The organism is Serratia sp. CY76391 (assembly GCF_052166695.1).
GTDB classification, from domain to species: domain Bacteria; phylum Pseudomonadota; class Gammaproteobacteria; order Enterobacterales; family Enterobacteriaceae; genus Serratia; species Serratia nematodiphila.
Genome location: NZ_JBJNOJ010000006.1, coordinates 395,618 through 413,814, shown reverse-complemented (window position 1 = coordinate 413,814; position 18,197 = coordinate 395,618). Strand labels below are relative to the sequence as shown.

Sequence of the window (18,197 nt, the reverse complement as noted above, 5' to 3'; positions counted from 1 at the left end):
ATTAGCGCACCTTCAGCGTTGCCAGGCCAATCAGCACCAGCATCAGCGAAATGATCCAGAAGCGCACGATCACGCGCGGCTCCGGCCAGCCTTTCAATTCATAGTGGTGGTGAATCGGCGCCATGCGGAAAATGCGTTGTCCGCGCAGCTTGAACGATCCCACCTGCAGGATCACCGACAGCGTCTCTACCACGAACACGCCGCCCATGATCACCAACAAGAACTCCTGGCGCAGCAGCACCGCGATGGTGCCCAGCGCGCCGCCCAGCGCCAGCGAACCGACGTCGCCCATAAATACCTGAGCCGGGTAGGTGTTGAACCACAGGAACCCAAGGCCGGCGCCGACGATGGCGGTGCAGACGATCACCAACTCACCGGCATGACGCAGATACGGAATATGCAGGTAGTTGGCGAAGTTCATGTTACCGGTCGCCCAGGCCACCAGCGCGAAACCGGCCGCCACGAATACCGTCGGCATAATCGCCAGGCCGTCCAGGCCGTCGGTCAGGTTGACCGCGTTGCTGGTGCCGACGATGACGAAATAGGCCAGCAGGATGTACAGCAAACCCAGCTGCGGCATCACGTCCTTAAAGAACGGCACAACCAGCTCGGTGGCTGGCGTGTCTTTTCCTACGGCGTACATGGCGAATGCGACAATCAGCGCAATCACCGACTGCCAGAAATACTTCCAGCGGGCGATCAGCCCTTTGGTGTCCTTACGCACCACCTTGCGGTAGTCGTCGACGAAACCGACGATGCCGTAACCCACCAGCACGAACAGCACGCACCAGACATACGGGTTGGACGGGTAGGCCCACATCAGCACCGAAATGGTGATGGAGGTCAGGATCATGATGCCGCCCATGGTCGGCGTGCCGCGCTTGCTGAAGTGCGACTCGGGGCCGTCGTTGCGCACCACCTGCCCGAAGGACATTTCTTGCAGACGCTTGATCACCCGCGGGCCCATCCACAGCGACAGGAACAGCGCGGTCAGCAGGCTGACAATGGCTCGGAACGTCAGATAAGAAAAGACGTTGAAGCCTGAGTAATACTTGACCAAATGCTCGGCCAGCCAAACTAACATGGTGCTTTCTCCTGTAACGCGCGTACTACCTGCTCCATTGCGGCACTACGTGAACCTTTGATTAACACGGTGATGACCGCATGTTCCGACAGTAATTCCGCCACGCGCGCGATCACTGCTGTCTTGTCCTGATAATGTTCGCCGTTGCCGGAAGCTTCGCTCAGCACACGGCTCAACCCGCCGACGCTGATGACTTTGTCGACCCCGGCCAGACGGGCGGCTTCACCCACCTGACGGTGGCACTCCTCCGCCTCTGCACCCAGCTCGGCCATATCGCCGACCACCATCACGCGGTAGCCCGGCATCTCCGCCAGCACCTGCGCCGCCGCGGTCATCGACCCGACGTTGGCGTTGTAGCTGTCGTCCAGCAGCAGCTTGCCTTCGGCCAGCGCCACCGGGAACAAACGCCCCGGCACCGCCTGCAATTGTTTTAACCCCTGACGCACCGCTTCCAGGGTGGCGCCCACCGACATCGCCAGCGCCGTGGCCGCCAGCGCGTTGGCCACGTTGTGACGCCCCGGCAGCGGCAGCGCGATCTCGGCGGTGCCGAACGGGCTGTGCAGCGTAAACTGCGTGCCTGCGCCGTTCACCCGCACGTCGTCCGCGAAGAAGTCCACGCCTTCGGCGGCCTGTGGCGAGAAGCGCCAGACGGTTTTGCCGCCCAGCATGCTCTGCCAGTGCGGCCAGTCGTTGTTATCGGCGTTGATGATCGCCACGCCGTCGGCCGGCAGACCGGTAAAGATTTCACCTTTCGCCTGGGCGACGCCGGCCAGCGAGCCGAAACCTTCCAGGTGCGCAGCCGCCAGGTTGTTCACCAAAGCGGTCTGCGGACGCGTCAATGCGGTGGTGTAAGCAATTTCGCCAATGTGGTTAGCGCCCAGCTCTATCACGGCAAAATCATGCTGCGGCTCCAGACGCAACAGCGTCAGCGGCACGCCGATGTCGTTGTTGAAGTTGCCGGCGGTATACAGCACTTCGCCGCATTCGCGCAGAATGGCGGCGGTCATTTCTTTCACCGATGTCTTGCCCGAGGAACCGGTCAGCGCTACCACGCGCGCCGGCACCTGTTGACGCACCCAGGCGCCAAGCTGGCCCAGCGCCAGACGGGTGTCTTGCACCACCAACTGCGGCGCGTCCACTGATAAGCGCTTACTGACCAGCAGCGCCCCGGCGCCTGCGGCTACGGCATCCGCCGCGAAGTTGTGCGCATCGAAACGCTCGCCTTTCAGCGCCACAAACAGGCAACCGGCGGTCACCTTGCGGGTGTCTGTCGTCACCTCGACAATTTGGCAATCGGCGCCCACCAGTTCAGCGCTCAATACCTCAGCCAGTGTCTGAAGAGAGACAGGGATCATGCCAACACCCCCAGCAGCCGTGCGACCGTCGTGCGGTCGGAATAATCCAGGCGGCGGTTGCCCACCAGCTGATAATCTTCGTGGCCTTTGCCCGCCACCAGCACCACATCCTGCTCCTGCGCCTGCATGATGGCGCTGGTCACCGCTTCGGCGCGGCCGTGGATCACCAGCGCCTGCCCGGCGTCCAGCAATCCGGTCAGGATGTCGTTGATAATCACGCGCGGCTCTTCGGTACGCGGGTTGTCATCGGTGATCACCACGCGATCGGCGAACTGCTCGGCGATGCCGCCCATCAGCGGACGCTTGCCCTTGTCGCGATCGCCGCCGCAGCCGAACACACACCACAGCTGCCCCTGACAGTGCAGACGCGCGGCCTCCAGCGCTTTCTCCAGCGCATCCGGCGTGTGGGCGTAATCCACCACGACCGTCGGTTTGCCCGGCGCGTTAAACACTTCCATGCGGCCGCAGACCGGCTGCAGACGGCTGCCGGTTTCCACCAGCGCCTCCAGCGGGTAGCCCAACGACAGCAGCGTCGCCAATGCCAACAGCAGGTTGCTGACGTTGAACGCGCCCATCAGGCGGCTTTCGATCTCGCCGTCACCCCAGCTGGAGCTGAAACGAACCGTGGCGCCGTTGTCGTGATAGTCGACCGCCGTGGTTTTCAGCCAGCGGCCTTGGCAGCCCGGCTGCAGGTTGCCCTGCATCGTCACCGCTACCGCATCCGGCAATTTGCCGAGCCAGCGCTGACCGACTTCATCGTCGGCGTTGATGATCGCCTGCCCCACGTTGTGGGCGGCGAAAAGCGACCATTTGGCCGCTTCGTAATTGGCCATATCACCGTGGTAATCCAGGTGATCGCGGCTCAGGTTGGTGAAGACCGCCGCAGCGAACGGCAGCGCCGCTACCCGGTGTTGCACCAAACCGTGGGAAGAAACTTCCATGGCGGCGAAGGTCGCGCCCTGTTCCGCCAAATCGTTTAATACGTGTTGAACATCCACCGCGGAACCGGTGGTATTCTCGGTCGGACACACCTGGCCCAGCAGGCCGTTGCCGACGGTGCCCATCACCGCGCTGGTTTCGCCCAGCAGTTGGCTCCACTGCGCCAGCAGCTGCGTGGTGGTGGTTTTGCCGTTGGTACCGGTCACGCCGACCAGGCGCAAGCGCTCGCCCGGCTGATGGTAAAAACGCCCGGCCAGCGCGGAAAGGCGCTGGTTCAGTTGGCTCAGGTAGATCACCGGCACGCCGTGCATCTCAACGATGGCGCCGTCTTCGGCCTGACCGTCAGCCTCGGCGATCACAGCGGCGACGCCCTGCGCGATGGCCTGCGGAATATAGCGGCGCCCATCCGTTTGATGGCCGACCACGGCGACAAACAGATCCCCGGCAGCCGCCACACGGCTGTCTAATGTCATTTCCCGCAGCGCGCGCCCGGGTGCCGTCGGCACCCACGGGGCGAGTAAGTCGCGCAAATTACGATCTGCCACCTGAACCCTCTTTCTTGTTAATCACTAATTCGCTTTTGTCACCGGTGGGCAACGCGTCAGGCTCGACGTTCATGGTACGCAATACGCCGCCCATGATGGCGCCGAACACCGGCGCGGAGATTGCGCCACCATAGTATTTCCCACCCTGCGGGTCGTTGATGACGACCACCAGGGCAAAACGGGGGTTACTTGCCGGCGCGACGCCGGCGGTATAAGCGATGTATCGGTTGACGTATTTGCCGTCCGGGCCCACTTTTTTCGCGGTACCGGTTTTGATGGCGATACGATATCCCTTGATGGCGGCTTTCACGCCGCCGCCGCCCGGCAAGGCCACGCTTTCCATCATGTGCACCACGGTGCGCACCAGAGGTTCAGGGAAAACGCGTTCGCCGGCGACCGGAGGGTCAACCTTGGTGATCGACAATGGGCGATACACGCCCAGACTGCCGATCGTTGCATAGACTCGCGCCAACTGTAACGGAGTTACCATCAGCCCGTAGCCGAAAGAGAAGGTGGCCCTCTCTATGTCAGACCACCGTTGTTTTTTTGGGTATATGCCACTGCTTTCTCCGACCAGCCCCAAATTGGTCGCTTTTCCCAGCCCAAAACGAGAGTAAGTATCTACTAACGCTGAGGACGGCATCGCTAACGCCAGCTTTGAAACACCGACGTTACTCGACTTCTGCAAGATCCCGGTCAATGACAGCTCCGAGTACCGCGCCACGTCTTTGATCTCGTGGCCCTGAATGCGATACGGGATGGTGTTCAGCACGCTGTTTTCTCTCACCACGCCGTTTTGCAGCGCGGTCATCACCACCATTGGCTTCACGGTTGAACCGGGTTCAAAAATATCGGTGATGGCGCGGTTACGCATGGTTTCTTTCGGCGTACCGGCCATGTTGTTCGGGTTGTAAGACGGGCTGTTGGCCATCGCCAGCACTTCGCCGGTGTTCACGTCGATCAGCACCGCAGTGCCCGATTCGGCCTTGTTGAACGCCACCGCATTGTTCAGCTCGCGATACACCAGCGCCTGCAGGCGCTCATCGACGCTCAGCACCAGGTTGTGCGCCGCCTGGCTGTCGACGGAGGAGATGTCTTCGATCACCCGGCCGAAGCGATCCTTACGCACCGTTCTCTCGCCCGGTTGCCCGGTCAGCCAGCGGTCGAAGCTCTTCTCGACGCCTTCGATGCCTTGCCCGTCGATGTTGGTCACGCCGATGATGTGCGACGTCACCTGCCCCGCCGGATAGTAACGGCGCGACTCCTGCCGCAGGTAGATCCCCGGCAGCTTGAGTTTGTGGATGTAGTCGCCGATCGCCGGGTTAACCTGGCGCGCCAGATAAACAAAGCGCCCTTTCGGGTTGGCGTTGATGCGGTTGGAGAGTTGGTCCAGCGGGATGTTCAGCGCATCGGAAAGCGCTTTCCAGCGGCTATCCAGCGTGATGCCGCCGCGCTCGTTCAGCTCTTTCGGATCGGCCCACACCGCATTCACCGGCACGCTGACCGCCAACGGACGGCCGGCGCGATCGCTGATCATGCCGCGCGCGGTCGGCACTTCCTGTACGCGCAGCGAACGCATGTCGCCTTCTTTCACCAGACGATCGGGGTTGATGACCTGCAGGTACGCGACGCGCAACATCAGGCCAACCATCGCCAGCAAAATGCAGCCGCACAGCAACGCAAAACGCCAGCTGACAAAGCTGGCCTGATCTTCCTGGCGTCTCAACTTACCGGGGCGCGCTGCTTTCATGCGTTTCCTTTCTACTCCGTGTCATTATTCCGGTTAAACCATTCATTGTTTAACGATGATATTTTCCTGCGATGGATCAACGTGTTGCATCTGCAGTTTTTCTGTCGCGATACGTTCAACCCGGCTGTGATCGCCGAGGGCGTTCTCTTCTAAAATCAGGTTGCGCCACTCGATATCCAGCGCATCGCGCTCCAGAACCAGCTGTTCACGCTCGGCGGTCAGCAGGCGGGTGCGGTGCGCGGTAGTCACCACGAAAATCGCGGAGACCAGTGACGCAATCAGTAAAATCAGGGGGATCTTGGCGTTGCGCAGCAGATCGCCGCCAATGACCCCAACCAGACCGTGACGTTCGTTGCCGATCACGCGGGCATCCTCTCAGCAATACGCAGCACCGAGCTGCGCGCACGCGGGTTGTCCGCTACTTCCGCTTCCGACGGCATCATTTTGCCCAGCGCTTTCAGCGTCCGGCCGCCCATGCCGCGCAGCTGCTCTTCGGTCAACGGAATGCCGGCCGGCACCTGGGCGCCGCGGCTGTGGTGACGCATAAAACGTTTGACGATGCGGTCTTCCAGCGAGTGGAAGCTGATGATCGACAAACGGCCCTGTGGGGCCAGTACTTCCAGCGCGCCGTCGAGCGCACGCTCGATCTCTTCCAGCTCGCTGTTGATATAGATGCGGATCGCCTGGAAGCTGCGCGTCGCCGGGTGCTTGTGCTTTTCCCGGAACGGGCTGGCATCGGCGATCAGATCCGCCAGCTCTTTGGTGCGCGTCATCGGCTCCACGCGGTTTCTTTCCACAATGGCGCGCGCGATGCGCTTGGCGAAACGCTCTTCGCCGAAGGTTTTCAGCACCCAGGCGATGTCGTCCGCTTCGGCCTTCATCAGCCATTCCGCGGCGGACAGGCCGGTGGACGGATCCATGCGCATGTCCAGCGGGCCGTCGCGCATGAAGGAGAAGCCGCGCTCCGCGTCGTCAAGCTGCGGCGAGGAAACGCCCAGATCGAGCAGAACGCCGTCGATCTTGCCCACCAGCTCGCGCTCCCGCACATAGTGCGACAACTCGGAAAATGGGCCGTGTACGATGGTAAAACGAGGATCTTCAATAGATTTGGCGGCTGCAATCGCCTGAGGGTCACGGTCAATCGCCAGCAAGCGCCCTTCCGGCCCCAGCTGGGACAGAATCAGACGAGAATGGCCACCGCGACCAAAAGTACCGTCGATATATATGCCGTTGCTGCGGATATTGAGGCCGTTGACGGCTTCGTCCAGCAGGACGGTGGTGTGTTTATAGTTTTCCAACATGCTTATAGCGACAAGTCCTGTAGCCGCTCAGACAACGGTTCCTGAGTCGACTGTTCAGCGTCAATATCATCCTTGACTTGTTGATACCAGGTCTGTTCATCCCACAGTTCAAACTTGTTGAACTGACCGACCAGCATCACTTCTTTCGTGAGCCCGGCGTGTTGCCGCAGCGTACTGGCTAACAGCAAACGACCGGCACTATCCATCTGACACTCACTGGCATGCCCCAACAGCAGGCGCTGAACGCGGCGCTCGGCGGGATTCATGCTCGACAGACGTGATAATTTTTGTTCAATAATTTCCCATTCGGGCAAAGGATAAAGCAGCAGACAGGGCTGATGGAGGTCAATGGTACAGACCATTTGGCCTTGCGATTCCTCGTTGAGCAATTCCCGATATCGGGTAGGTACGGCGAGCCGCCCTTTGCTGTCGAGGTTGACCATCGTCGCTCCACGGAACATTCCTGAGCTACCCCTTAGTGACCGTTTTCACCACTTTACCCCACAAATTCCCACACAATGGAGTTTACGGAGGGTATGAAAACCTTGTCAAGCCAGAGCGCCAGCGCTTTGGCAATATTTCTCTGGTCATTTTGGGAGCTGACTCGCGAAAGAAACTCTGATTATTCGACGATTAAAAATTAACACCATGATAAACGGAGAGAATTTTCTAAGCGGAAAGAATCTGATTAAAAACCTGACGAACTGGCGATTAATTAACTCATTACTTCCTTCTGCAAGCCATGTCTCATTTTTCAGCTCGGCAATCTCAGTGCGGTAACCGCTGGCGAGCCGCGCCCGCCAAGGCTCGGCGCCAGGCGAACCGATCGCGGAATAAGGCCATAACTCCTTGAGTTAATAACGCTCAATCGTTATTCACCGTAAAACCGGGCGCTATTTTACTTCAATTTGCACCGCCGTGATGAGGCCGCGATAAAAATAAATGGCTCGGATATTACGAGCAGAAGTAATTTCGATTCAAATCAACTTGGTAAGATTATTCCCAAAATACCTGTTTACAATTATGGTTTCATTTTCTTACACCTTTATTTCCACAATTTTTGCCGGAAAAAATCCCCTTCAAAAACGAAAAATCGCAACCTTATGTTTTTAATCGATTTATTTAAAAACGCCGATTTTAATCTCTCCGCCCCATCCTACCCCCCTGTTCTGCGGGACAAAAAGCGAACAAATGTTAAAAATAAAAATATAAACCTAGTTAAAAAACACAATCCAGATTAGTACACTATAAAAAAGGCAAAAAACCAGCCTTAACATCCAACAATGAATGATTTAACAGAATTTTAACCAGAAGGGGTGACACATGCTTTCGCCCGCTACTCACTGGCGTAGCGCCGCTGCCGATACGTTCGCACTGGTGGTGTATTGCTTTATCGCCGGCATGGCGATAGAAGTGTTGATCTCAGGCATGAGCTTCCAGCAATCCCTCTCTTCACGCCTGTTGTCGATCCCGGTCAACATCCTGATCGCCTGGCCTTACGGCCGCTATCGCGATCTGTTTATCCGCACGGCGCGCCGCTGCCCGCGCGGCCAGTTCCTGCTGCGCAACCTCGCCGATCTGCTGGCCTACGTCAGCTTCCAGTCGCCGGTTTATGCCGCCATTCTATGGAGCGTAGGCGCCGACGGCCAACAAATGCTGGCGGCGGTAACCAGCAATGCGCTGGTCTCCATGGCGATGGGCGTGGTGTATGGCTATTTCCTGGAATACTGCCGGCGGCTGTTCCGGGTGGCGGACTACGTCTAAAGCAGGAGCCCGCCAACGCGGGCCCCTGTCAGGCAAACTACTTGCGGCTCAGGCTGCCGCGGCGGAACAGATTGCGGCGAATGCGCGTCAGCCCCGGTTTGGGTTTACGCGGTTCGTCCAGGCTGGCCAGCACCAGTTCCAGCACGCGCTCGGCCACGTCGCGATGGCGCTGCGCTACCGCCAATACCGGGCACTCCAGGAAATCCAACAGTTCATGATCGCCGAAGGTGGCGATCGCCAGCTCGGTCGGCAAGCGGCCGCGTTGCTTCAGCGTCACGTCCATCACGCCCTGCAATAAAGAGAACGACGTGGTAAACAGCGCCTGCGGCATCGGGTGCGTTTTCAGCCATTCGGCAAACAGCGCGCCGGCGGCTTCGCGTTCATAGCTGTTGGCGTACAGGTAATCGACGTGGCGGGGATCCTCTTGCCAGGCCTGACGGAAGCCCTGCTCACGCAGGAAGCTCACCGAAAGCTCCGGCAAGGCGCCCAGATACAGCACCGATTCAGCCGGGAAGGTGCGCAGCTCCTGCGCCAACGCAAAGGCATCTTCCTGATCGGCTCCCACAACGCTGATGAAATGCTCGCGATCCAGCGCGCGGTCCAGCGCGATGATCGGCAGCGGATCGTTGGCCCAGCGTTGATAGAAAGGATGTTCCGGCGGCAAGGCGGTGGAGACGATAATGGCATCCACCTGACGCTGCAGCAGGTGCTCAATGCAGCGCATTTCGTTGTCCGGCTGATCTTCGGAACAGGCGATCAGCAATTGATAACCCCGCTGGCGCGCCTGGCGCTCCAGGTAGTTGGCGATGCGGGTATAGCTGGTATTTTCCAGATCCGGGATCACCAGGCCGATAGAACGGGTGCGCCCGGCGCGCAGCCCCGCCGCGACGGCATTCGGGTGATAGTTATGCTCCCTGACCACGGCCATCACTTTCTCGACGGTTTTATCGCTGACACGATACTGCTTCGCCTTGCCGTTGATGACATAACTGGCCGTCGTGCGCGAAACGCCCGCGAGACGCGCGATTTCATCCAGTTTCACATTAACCCCTTAATGACGCTGAAAATAGAAGTGAAGGCTGTGCTCGGATTAACCATGGCATCCCGTACGGTTATTCAATCCAGCCTCTGCGATCTAACAGCAGAAAACACTACCTAGCAACCGCTTTTGCCGAAAGGTGCCAGCAATCGGGCAAAAAATACCGAAAAACAAAGGGCGCAGCCACGCCGCGCCCCGATTATTCGCCGCCAAACCACGCTCAGCGCATGATTTTGTCGCCGCGTGACACGCCGACCACGCCGGAACGCGCCACTTCCACGATCTCCGCCACTTCACGCACCGCGCTCAGGAAGGCGTCGAGCTTGTCGCTGGTGCCGGCCAGCTGCACCGTATACAGCGTCGCCGTCACATCGACGATCTGGCCGCGGAAAATGTCGGCGCAGCGCTTCACCTCTTCACGGCCGTAGCCGCTGGCCTGCAGCTTCACCAGCATGATCTCGCGCTCGACGTGGGCGCCCTGCACCAGTTCGCTGACGCGCAGCACGTCCACCAGCTTGTGCAACTGCTTCTCAATCTGCTCCAGCACTTTCTCGTCGCCGACGGTCTGGATCGTCATGCGCGACAGCGTCGGATCGTCGGTCGGCGCCACCGTCAGGCTCTCGATGTTGTAACCGCGCTGGGAGAACAGCCCCACCACGCGCGACAGGGCGCCGGATTCGTTTTCCAGCAAGACAGATAAAATACGGCGCATGATCAGGTCCTCTCCGTTTTGCTAAGCCACATTTCGTCCATGCTTCCGCCGCGGATCTGCATCGGGTAGACATGTTCGGTTTCATCGACGGTCACATCGACGAACACCAGCCGCTCTTTTTCCGCCAGCGCCTGCGCCAGCTTGCTTTCCAGCTCATCCGGCGTGCGGATGGCGATGCCGACATGGCCGTAAGCCTCGGCCAGCTTGACGAAGTCCGGCAGCGAATCCATGTAAGACTGCGAATGACGGCCGGAATAAATCATGTCCTGCCACTGCTTGACCATGCCCAGATAGCGGTTGTTGAGGTTCACCACCACCACCGGCAGGTTATATTGCAGCGCGGTGGACAGCTCCTGAATGTTCATCTGAATGCTGCCATCGCCGGTCACGCACACCACGGTTTCCTCCGGCAGCGCCAGCTTGACGCCCAATGCCGCCGGCAGGCCGAAGCCCATGGTGCCGAGGCCGCCGGAGTTGATCCAACGGCGCGGTTTGTCGAACGGATAATAGAGCGCGGCGAACATCTGGTGCTGCCCCACGTCGGAGGTCACATAGGCGTCGCCTTTGGTCAGGCGATGCAGGGTTTCAATCACCGCCTGCGGCTTGATGGTGCCGCTGTTTTTGTCGTACCCCAAACAGTCGCGGGCGCGCCACTGTTCGATAGACTGCCACCAGTCGCGCAGCGCATCGTGATCCTGCACCTTGTCATCCTGCGCCAACAGCTCCAGCATCTGCACCAGCACCTGTTTGGCATCGCCGACGATCGGGATATCGGCGTCCACCGTTTTGGAGATCGAGGTCGGATCGATATCGATGTGCAGCACGGTGGCGTCCGGGCAGTATTTGGCCAGATTGTTGGTCGTACGATCGTCGAAACGCACGCCGACGGCGAAGATCACGTCGGCATGGTGCATGGTTTTATTGGCTTCATAGGTGCCGTGCATGCCGAGCATGCCGACACTCTGGCGATGGGTGCCGGGGAAAGCGCCCAGTCCCATCAGGCTGCTGGTCACCGGCAGGTTCAGCTGCTCTGCCAACGCCAGCAGTTCGGCTTCGCAACCGGCATTGATCGCGCCGCCGCCGACGTACATCACCGGCTTTTTGGCCGCCAGGATAGTTTGCAACGCGCGCTTGATTTGCCCGCGGTGGCCCTGCACCGTCGGGTTGTAAGAACGCATGCTCACGTCCTGCGGATAGGCATAAGGCATCCGCACCGCCGGGCCGACGATGTCTTTCGGCAGATCGATCACCACCGGGCCGGGGCGGCCGCTGGAAGCCAGGTAAAAGGCCTTCTTCAACACCGCCGGGATGTCTTCGGTACGTTTCACCAGGAAACTGTGTTTCACCACCGGCCGAGAAATCCCCACCATATCGCACTCCTGGAAGGCGTCGTAGCCGATCAGCGAGCTGGGCACCTGCCCCGACAGGACGACCATCGGGATCGAGTCCATATAAGCGGTAGCGATACCGGTAATGGCGTTGGTGGCGCCGGGGCCGGAGGTCACCAGCACCACGCCCACTTCACCGGTGGCGCGCGCATAACCGTCGGCCATGTGCACCGCACCTTGCTCGTGGCGCACCAGAATATGATCGATCCCTCCAACCGTATGCAGGGCGTCGTAGATATCGAGCACCGCCCCGCCGGGGTAGCCGAATACATGTTTAACGCCCTGATCGATCAACGATCGGACGACCATCTCGGCTCCTGACAACATCTCCATGGGTTTGCCTCCAGGCTTGCTTATTCTTCTCTGGCGCCGGAACGTAGCGCCTGCTGCGGGGCAATGCCCCAAAGTTCTTATGGGTTGTGGCTATCGAATTAACATAACGTCAGAATTTGGGGCAGGCAAACGGCAAAATGGCTTAGCGGTGGCGGGGTTATTGCCAAGCAGCTGGAGATCGCAGCTTTATAAAAACAATGCGCTAGCCCCTGGGGAATCAGGCTAGGCATTGTTTCGAACAGGAGGGAAATTACAGAACTAAATCAGGTGATGGATATGCCGCTTTTTTCGCCGGGCACATGGCCCGGCGGCGGCGTCAGGCCTGTTCCTGGTACATCGAGTCGATTTCGCGCTGATAGCGCTGCAGGATCACTTTGCGGCGCAGCTTCAGCGTGGGCGTCAGCTCCCCCAACTCCATGGAAAAAGCCGCCGGCAGCAGCGTGAACTTCTTCACCTGTTCGAAGCGCGCCAGCTCCTTTTGCATCTCGCGCAGACGCTTTTCGAACATCGCGAGGATCTCGCCGTTGCGCAGCAGCTCCAGGCGATCCTGGTATTTCAGGTTGACTGACTTCGCGTACTCTTCCAGCGACTCAAAGCACGGCACGATCAGCGCGGAAACGAACTTGCGCGCATCGGCGATGATCGCCACCTGCTCGATAAAGCGGTCCTGCGCCAGCGTGCCTTCCAGCATCTGCGGCGCTATGTATTTGCCGCCGGAGGTTTTCATCAAATCTTTCAGGCGCTCGGTGATGAACAGATTGCCCTCTTCATCGATCGCCCCGGCGTCGCCGGTTTTCAGCCAGCCGTCGGCGGTAAAGGTCGCGGCGGTTTCCAACGGTTTGTTGAAATAGCCGCGCATCACGATCGGCCCGCGCACCTGAATTTCATTTTCTTCACCGATGCGCACCTCGACCTCCGGCAGCGGTTTACCGATAGAGCCGAAGCGGAAATGCCCCTCTTCCCAGCAGGACACGGTCGCACAGGTTTCGGTCATGCCGTAGCCGTACTTGATGTTGACGCCCATCGCCTGGAAAAACAGGATCACATTGTCATCCAGCTTGGCGCCCGCCGCCGGCAAGAAACGCACCCGGCCACCGAGAATGCCGCGCAGCTTGCTCAATACCAGCTTGTCGGCCCAGCGGTGAGAGAGTTCGAACAGTTTGCCCAACGGTTTGCCGGCCCGCTCTTGCAGGAACTTGCGCTCCCCGCAGACGATCGCCCAGTGGAACAGCGCACGGCGCAGCCAAGGGGCACGCGCCACTTTTTCATGCACCGCGCTGAAAATCTTCTCGTAGAAACGCGGTACCGCGCACATTAACGTCGGCCGCACCTGCCCCATCGCTTCCCGTACCCAGTCGGTGTTCGGCAGGAAAACATTCTGCGCGCCGGAATGCATGACAAAGAAGCTCCAGGCACGCTCGAACACGTGCGACAGCGGCAGGAAACTGAGCGACACATCCTCATCGCCGACCGTCAGTCTCTCATCATGCAGGTAGAGCTGCGCCGCCAGGTTGCGGTAGTCCAGCATTACCCCTTTCGGTTCGCCGGTGGTGCCCGAGGTATAGATCAGGGTAAAGAGATCCTGCAGGTCGCACTCTTCAATGCGCTGCCGACGTTGAGCGATAAAAGCCGCCGGATCGGCAGCGCGCTCGAAGGCGCTCAGGTGTTGTGCGATCTCGCAGCCGCGCAGATCGGCGCCCTCGTCGAACACGATGATATGACTCAGCTGTGGGCAGACGCCACGCAGTGCGATGGCGGCATCCAGCTGCGCCTGCTCGCCGACGAACAGAATGCGAATGTCAGCGTCGTTGATGACGAAGGCCGCCTGCGCCGGCGTATTGGTGGAATAGAGCGGTACGCTGACGCCACGCAGGTGCAGGATCGCGAGATCGGTCAACGACCAGGCCATCGTGTTATTGGCGAAGATACCGATACGTTCTTGCACTTCGGCGCCCAGCGCCAGCAGCCCGGCAGCAATGCGATCAATGCGGGCAGCCGCTGCTCCCCAGGTCAGTTGAAGCTCGCCGTTGGGCGACCATTGGCGAAATGCTGTGCGATCGGCTCGGTGGGTGATTTGATGCTGTATACGATGGATCAAATGGTATTGCAGCAGATTAGTGATCATAGTGCTCTAAGCCTGAAATGAATCATACAGTTAAGCCTGAACGATGCCTTGCGGCCCTCATCTCAGCTTACACGTGTTTACTTTTTTCCGCGCAGTCTACCTACTCTCAGGCAGGGGGAAAAGCAATTTCAGCGTAGAAGTGTGAGCCAAAACTCAGGCCGGCTTTCGCGCTTTCATGGGTTGGACAAAACGGGAAGGAAAAGGTTTGATGGCGGCCATAAAACGCGGCCCATTCGGGCCGCCACATCGAGTTAGTTTAAAATTCCAGCTGGAAAGTAAAAATCAGAATATTAATTTATATTAATTGTTTTCGCTAAATGAATAAATTTATCCTGAGAATAAGTTATTCTATCGCCGCAAAACCAAGAAACATCTTAATAAAAACACAGATAGTTCTTAGTTTTTATCATGAGAAAAAAACGCTCAGTTGAATATTATCTTTATATGGCTCCCATCTTTATCGCTTTACTTTGGGTTACCCGCCTCAATCAGGACAGATTTCATCCACTGGTGGCCTTTATCCCGCTCTGAGGATTCATGCCAGGAGAGGTAGCAGGTGGCTTTATTATCATTGCCACATAAAGGAACCGCCTTTATTTTCAACGCCTCCGTCTGCTGTCGCACCAACCAGGCGGGCGCAATCGCTACCATTTCCGTTTGCGACACCATATTCAACACGCTGTAAAGATCCGTGCACTGCTGCGTCACGGCGCGCAGCATCGGCTCGTCTAAATAAAAAGGTTTACTGAACGATCCAAAGCTTTCCAGGGAAACCGCAGCATGCTGCTCGGCCAGCATATGCTCCGGCGTCACCTCCTCGCCTATTCTCGGGTGCGCCTGCGCAACCGCCAGCACTAATTCGTCGTCGAACATCGCCAGGCTGCGAAACTCCGCCGACTCGAAACGGCTGTAGCCGATGACAAACTCTACGTCCTGATAACGCAATTGACGTTCAATATTATTGTTAATGTATGACTTTATTTGCAGGTTAAGCTGCGGCGCTATCTGTTTGACGTGATTGATTATCCCGGCGCCCAGACGCAAATCGAGCGGGCTGCACAGCGACAGGGAGAACGCTCGCGTGCTGGTCAGCGGCTCAAACTCAGATCCCGGCAACTCATTCTGCACCAGCTGCAGCGCTTGCCGCACCGGCCCGAACAGCTGCCTGGCCCGCATGGTGGGCTGGATCCCGCGGCCGCAGCGCACGAACAGTTCGTCGTTGAACATCACCTTCAGGCGCGCTACCGCGTTGCTCACCGCCGGCTGCGACATCCCTAACGAATTAGCGGCTCGCGTAATATTTTGCATTTGCATCACGGCGTCAAACACCGTCAGTAAATTAAGATCGACGCTGCGCAAATGGATGTCCGCCGGCTCTTTGACCATGGCGATTTCTGAATCATATTCAGCCATATTTCACTCCACTAAATCCTGTGTAGATAATCTAATCCTTATGCTCGACAAACAATGAAACGCCGCATTGTCTTATCTTTGCACGACAAATCCTGCCATTACCGTCATCAATCGATAAAAAACCTCGTGTTATCGACACGATATAAGTCGTATATGGAATACATGTCAGCAGCTTTCCCGTCAGCGAGAAGAATGTCACCTGGGTAGTACTAATAATTAGGTATCAACAATGATTAATACAATTGAACAACGTCGCCGCACTGTATGAGACAAACTATAAAAACACATCATAAGCAATCAAACCATCTAAAAACACCACTCACTTTGTATAAAAACGCATTATTTTGTTATATTATGACTAAAACAATCAATTATTCATATGAGTTCAATTTAAACCATTTGCATTGAAAATGTTATTTTATTGCTCCCCGTGATTAATCCCCTTGTTTTTTTCATCACAAATCTTAACGCAACGAAATCCAGAAGCAATTAGCGCAGTATATATTCGATTCGTTTATGCTAAGCAGCACGCAAACTGGTCCCGTTTTTTTCTCTAAGGCGTCGTTTTTTTGCCGAATGATCCTCTGTTTAGCTAATGGACTGATGCATTGTCCCCGCATTCAATCAGGTGTTGACATCGCCAGGCCAATCACGTATCAAATTAGGCAGACACCCAATTTAAGAGAAGCTGAACCCTTATGATCCGTACTCACCGTCTACTAGGCCTACTACTCAACGCATCTTGTTTGCGCGGTATGCCTGTGGACGACGTTCGGAGCTGACTCAGCCGATCACCCATAAGAAACCCGCGCTACTGCGCGGGTTTTTTTTTGCCCGCTTAGCGTGAAATCAACACGATAAGGAATGCACCGATGAGCCAACAAGTCATTATTTTCGATACCACGCTGCGTGATGGCGAGCAGGCGCTGCAGGCCAGCCTGAGCGTAAAAGAGAAGATTCAGATTGCGCTGGCGCTGGAAAGAATGGGCGTTGACGTGATGGAAGTCGGCTTCCCGGTCTCTTCGCCGGGCGACTTCGAGTCGGTGCAAACCATCGCGCGCCAGATCAAGAACAGCCGCGTCTGTGGCCTGGCCCGCTGCGTGGACAAAGACATCGACGTGGCCGCCGAAGCGCTGCGCGTCGCCGAAGCGTTCCGCATCCACGTGTTCCTGGCCACCTCAACCCTGCACATCGAATCGAAGCTGAAGCGCTCGTTCGACGAAGTGCTGGAGATGGCGGTGCGCTCGGTAAAACGCGCCCGCAACTACACCGACGACGTGGAGTTCTCCTGTGAAGACGCCGGCCGCACGCCGATCGACAATCTGTGTCGCGTGGTTGAAGCCGCCATCAACGCCGGCGCTACCACCATCAATATCCCGGACACCGTCGGCTACACCACGCCGAACCAGTTCGGCGGCATCATCACTACCCTGTATGACCGCGTGCCGAACATCGACAAAGCCATCATCTCCGTGCACTGCCACGACGATTTGGGCATGGCGGTCGGCAACTCCATCGCCGCAGTGCAGGCCGGTGCCCGCCAGGTGGAAGGCACCCTGAACGGCATTGGTGAACGCGCCGGCAACTGTTCGCTGGAAGAAGTGATCATGGCGATTAAAGTGCGCCAAGACATCATGAACGTGCACACCAACATCAACCACCAGGAAATATTCCGCACCAGTCAGATCGTCAGCCAGCTGTGCAACATGCCGATCCCGGCCAACAAGGCGATCGTCGGCTCCAACGCCTTCGCCCACTCCTCCGGCATTCACCAGGACGGCGTGCTGAAGAACCGCGAAAACTACGAAATCATGACCCCGCAGTCGATCGGCCTGAAAGACGTGCAGTTAAACCTGACCTCCCGCTCCGGCCGCGCGGCGGTGAAACACCGCATGGAAGAGATGGGCTACCAGGAGCAGGACTACAACCTGGATACCCTGTACGCCGCCTTCCTGAAGCTGGCCGACAAAAAGGGCCAGGTGTTCGACTACGATCTGGAGGCGCTGGCCTTCATCAACAAACAGCAGGAAGAGCCGGAGCACTTCAGCCTGGGTTACTTCAGCGTACAGTCCGGCAGCAGCATCATGGCCACCGCCTCGGTGAAACTGATCTGCGGCGGCGAAGAGAAAGCCGAAGCCGCCACCGGCAACGGCCCGGTCGATGCGGTCTATCAGGCGATCAATCGCATCACCGATTACCCGATCGAGCTGGTGAAGTACCAGTTGACCGCCAAAGGCCATGGCCGCGACGCGCTGGGCCAGGTGGATATCGTGGTCTCTTACAACGGCCGCCGCTTCCACGGCGTGGGTCTGGCGACCGACATCGTCGAATCCTCCGCCAAGGCGATGGTGCACGTGTTGAACAATATTTGGCGCTCACAGCAGGTAGAAAAAGAAAAGCAGCGCCTGCAGCAAAACAAACATCAAAATAATCAGGAAACGGTGTGAAC

14 protein-coding genes are annotated in these 18,197 nt (G+C 57.9%); 2 read left to right on the top strand and 12 right to left on the bottom strand.

Going from position 1 to position 18,197, the window contains the following annotated elements:
• Position 1: 1 nt before the first annotated feature.
• Genes mraY through mraZ form a run of 7 tightly spaced genes read right to left on the bottom strand, consistent with a single transcriptional unit; the run spans position 2 to position 7,435 of the window.
• Positions 2–1,084, bottom strand: coding sequence for a phospho-N-acetylmuramoyl-pentapeptide-transferase (mraY, locus tag ACJ8PN_RS12760; protein ID WP_004932782.1), 1,083 nt, complete (start codon positions 1,082–1,084; stop codon positions 2–4).
• Positions 1,078–2,439, bottom strand: a complete 1,362-nt coding sequence (gene murF, locus ACJ8PN_RS12755; protein WP_437189329.1) for a UDP-N-acetylmuramoyl-tripeptide--D-alanyl-D-alanine ligase — start codon at positions 2,437–2,439, stop codon at positions 1,078–1,080. The genes mraY and murF overlap by 7 nt, the downstream gene beginning before the upstream one ends.
• Positions 2,436–3,923, bottom strand: coding sequence for a UDP-N-acetylmuramoyl-L-alanyl-D-glutamate--2,6-diaminopimelate ligase (gene murE / locus ACJ8PN_RS12750; RefSeq protein WP_442534989.1), 1,488 nt, complete (start codon positions 3,921–3,923; stop codon positions 2,436–2,438). The genes murF and murE overlap by 4 nt, the downstream gene beginning before the upstream one ends.
• A complete protein-coding gene (locus tag ACJ8PN_RS12745) occupies positions 3,910–5,673 on the bottom strand; it encodes a peptidoglycan glycosyltransferase FtsI (protein ID WP_004932790.1) in 1,764 nt (587 codons plus the stop codon). Before ACJ8PN_RS12745 ends, murE begins: the two co-directional genes overlap by 14 nt.
• Positions 5,674–5,715: 42 nt before the next feature.
• Positions 5,716–6,036: a cell division protein FtsL gene (gene ftsL, locus ACJ8PN_RS12740; RefSeq protein WP_015376645.1), complete on the bottom strand. Its 321-nt coding sequence runs from the start codon at positions 6,034–6,036 to the stop codon at positions 5,716–5,718.
• Positions 6,033–6,974 carry a 16S rRNA (cytosine(1402)-N(4))-methyltransferase RsmH gene (gene rsmH, locus ACJ8PN_RS12735; protein ID WP_004932794.1) on the bottom strand — a complete coding sequence of 314 codons (942 nt, stop codon included), beginning with the start codon at positions 6,972–6,974 and terminating at the stop codon, positions 6,033–6,035. The genes ftsL and rsmH overlap by 4 nt, the downstream gene beginning before the upstream one ends.
• 2 nt (positions 6,975–6,976) lie before the next feature.
• Positions 6,977–7,435, bottom strand: a complete 459-nt coding sequence (mraZ, locus tag ACJ8PN_RS12730; RefSeq protein WP_004932796.1) for a division/cell wall cluster transcriptional repressor MraZ — start codon at positions 7,433–7,435, stop codon at positions 6,977–6,979.
• 862 nt (positions 7,436–8,297) lie between these two features.
• Here mraZ and ACJ8PN_RS12725 point away from each other — a divergent pair.
• The gene (locus ACJ8PN_RS12725) at positions 8,298–8,738 is read left to right on the top strand and encodes an L-alanine exporter AlaE (protein ID WP_004932798.1); all 441 of its coding nucleotides are present in this window, start codon (positions 8,298–8,300) and stop codon (positions 8,736–8,738) included.
• 37 nt (positions 8,739–8,775) lie between these two features.
• Here the strand turns inward: ACJ8PN_RS12725 and cra are convergent, their stop codons facing one another.
• The 5 genes from cra to leuO form a co-directional block, all read right to left on the bottom strand.
• Positions 8,776–9,780, bottom strand: coding sequence for a catabolite repressor/activator (cra, locus tag ACJ8PN_RS12720; RefSeq protein WP_171453317.1), 1,005 nt, complete (start codon positions 9,778–9,780; stop codon positions 8,776–8,778).
• 217 nt (positions 9,781–9,997) lie between these two features.
• Entirely contained in the window at positions 9,998–10,489 is a 492-nt protein-coding gene (gene ilvN, locus ACJ8PN_RS12715; protein WP_004932806.1) for an acetolactate synthase small subunit, read from the bottom strand.
• Positions 10,490–10,491: 2 nt separating this feature from the next.
• Positions 10,492–12,210: an acetolactate synthase 3 large subunit gene (gene ilvI / locus ACJ8PN_RS12710; protein WP_442534988.1), complete on the bottom strand. Its 1,719-nt coding sequence runs from the start codon at positions 12,208–12,210 to the stop codon at positions 10,492–10,494.
• Between the two features lie 316 nt (positions 12,211–12,526).
• Complete coding sequence (locus tag ACJ8PN_RS12705; protein WP_171453316.1) at positions 12,527–14,335, bottom strand: AMP-dependent synthetase/ligase; 1,809 nt, start codon at positions 14,333–14,335, stop codon at positions 12,527–12,529.
• Positions 14,336–14,800: 465 nt separating this feature from the next.
• On the bottom strand, positions 14,801–15,748 hold the full coding sequence (gene leuO / locus ACJ8PN_RS12700) for a transcriptional regulator LeuO (RefSeq protein WP_004932811.1): 948 nt from the start codon (positions 15,746–15,748) through the stop codon (positions 14,801–14,803).
• An 872-nt stretch (positions 15,749–16,620) separates the two neighbouring features.
• Between leuO and leuA the strand changes: the two genes are divergently transcribed.
• On the top strand, positions 16,621–18,195 hold the full coding sequence (gene leuA / locus ACJ8PN_RS12695; RefSeq protein ID WP_004932820.1) for a 2-isopropylmalate synthase: 1,575 nt from the start codon (positions 16,621–16,623) through the stop codon (positions 18,193–18,195).
• Positions 18,196–18,197 lie beyond the last annotated feature (2 nt).